This window comes from Lentilactobacillus hilgardii DSM 20176 = ATCC 8290, from assembly GCF_000159315.1.
Lineage (GTDB): Bacteria > Bacillota > Bacilli > Lactobacillales > Lactobacillaceae > Lentilactobacillus > Lentilactobacillus hilgardii.
On sequence record NZ_GG669992.1, the window covers coordinates 866,396 to 868,875 of the forward strand.

General features: G+C 35.8%; 1 pseudogene. It reads left to right on the top strand.

Annotation, left to right across the window (positions count from 1 at the left end):
• Positions 1–1,285 precede the first annotated feature (1,285 nt).
• Positions 1,286–2,480, top strand: a pseudogene (locus HMPREF0519_RS13840) (hypothetical protein); the annotation flags it as partial.

Here is a 2,480-nt window from a genome sequence, read left to right on the forward strand (position 1 = left end):
TTTTGTCGTTAATAATAAGAATAGGCCTTCATGGCCTTTTAAGCTAGTCTAATTGGTCTAGTTATCAAGTGTTGCACTTCAATTTTAAATCGGGGAATATTTAAAAAGCGATCTGGTAGTTTTATTTTAGAAATTAATAAAACGGATAACCTTTGAATCTAACGCGTTTAGATGGAGAAGCTGTTTTCGATAGCTTCTTGACAATTTTTTAACGGTTTGTTAATTTAGAAAAACAGCTTGCAATTTAAGAAATATACTTAGACTTTTAATAAAAGGAGATTTATTTCGATTTTCTCGCTAGTTACTTTTAGAAGGAGGAATGAACCGTGAAAAGGCTTTTTTTTGGTGGATCCAGTTTATTATTAATTGTGTGTTCATGATCTACTTAGCGAGTTTTCTTTCAAATGGTTTTTATTCATTTTCAGGTTTTTCTTTTCTGTTTAGTATGTTTCTTATCTTTATTGCAGTTATTTTAGCTTATGTATTAACGATGTTAGTTACGAATAGTAAGGGATTGTTGTAAATATTATAGAAGGTGAAAGAATTACGAGTATTCTTTGTGGCTTTCGCTTATGTTTAATAAGACGTAGTCTATAAAAAAGTTTATGCAGGATTCTAATAAGTTCTTTGAAAAAGAGCCTTCTAATTGTTTAGATCCATTTACTGATTACTTTTTTTCTTTTAACGAATTGTTGAAATCTGACTTTTATCAAAATACTGATACTATCTGTGTTGGGCCTTTGTCTAGATAGCCATCGGTTGTCATGACATAATGAAGATACAAAAAGAAGATTCTGCTTGAACAGAACCTTCTAAACAAGCCGATTTAAAGGCGGTGGACAAGTTAATAAGACAGTTTTAAGCTACCCTGTAACTGGCCAAAGTTATAGCAGGGCGGCTTTTTTATTTTGGTTGTTGCTAAAGCTGAGCAATGCTATTAAAAATGTCCTGCATAGCAATAGACAATAAGTTTTCGAAATATTCGAAGATGAAATTCTTGTTTTATTTGGCAAGCCAATTATGAGAATGATAATTACATATCACAAGTAAAAGGTTACACAGAGACCAATAAATAACAAAATAGTTAATAAAGTAAAAAAAGAAATAATCAGTTAATTGACGAACAAAAACCGCATGTATATAATAAAGGTGTGTTATAAAATTTATTACTTAATAAAATTTCTATAAAATTGGTAATAAATTATATTATAAGGGGGTATTTTCATGAAGAAATCAAGAATCATTTTTGTGACACTGTTAACCTCATTAGGGTTAGCAGGTGCCATTGGCGTACAAAGCAATAGTTTTGCGGGGGGGGCCTCTAAGCTTTGAAATCACAGCTAAGGCTGATGGTGTTCAAAGTCCTGTTAAAAATGTCGTTGGTAATATGACGCAAACACTCACTCCTGAAAGTCCAACTACTTTGCCGCAAATCCAACAGGCAATGTATCTTACAGCAGATGGTGCAGATACTGTTTATGCTGGTACGGGTAATTCGGAGAGCCGTGCTACAACTTATATTTCTAAGGGAGTTAAAGATTTAACGATCAACATTCCAATAAAAAATACGAGTACTCAAGATGTCTTTTTGAATGAGGCCGTAATTTTTGCAGATGCTGCTTCCGATGGTGGGCCAGCTTTCAAAATTGGTAAGAGTGCAACAAGTACAGACTATTTGTTGACACCAACGCAGCTTGAAGTTCCATCTACTGATATCTGGGCTGGAAATGAATCATATGGACCAGAAGGCTTAGCATTTAATACTGGGGCAGCTGGTGGATATAATTTTAAGCCAGATGGTACGCTTGCTGATCAACAAAAAGTTAATGCCGTTGGTATTTGGGGTACACTGAAAGCCGGTGCAAACTTTACGCTTAAAATTCCGGTATACATTTCAAATATCGACACGCTAAAAAATGGTGCAGTATATCCACTGTACTACGCTAGTTGGAATACAAGTGGTGCAGACAGTGGTTATCTCAATGTTGGTACCTTTGCAAGTAATGTCACTGGTAAGAATGCAACTATATCGGCTAATACACCAATTACGGCGTCAACTTTTAATGCTGACCCTGCCAGTGCAACAGTTGCTAAGGTAACTAATAATAAAGGTGAGGCTGTAACGCAAGAATTTGCTTCTAAGACTCCTGGAACTTATAACGTTACACTAACTGCCAATGGTTATGGAGACACAACCTTTACATTAACAGTTACCAATGGCGGCGGAACTGGTGGTGGCTCAACCGGTGGTAATACTGGTACTACTACTGTTCCAGCAACACCCCTTACACCAGCCACTAATGTACCAACTAATTCGTCTTCCTCCTCGTCAACAACTAGTTCAAGTAGTTCTACACCAACCACGACAACGAAACCTTCTACTTCAGTAGGTCCTAACATTGCTGTTAAAGGTGAAGCTGTTTATGCTACTAAGAAGATCGCTTTGTATAAGAGTACCAGCTTCACCAAGAGTAAACGAA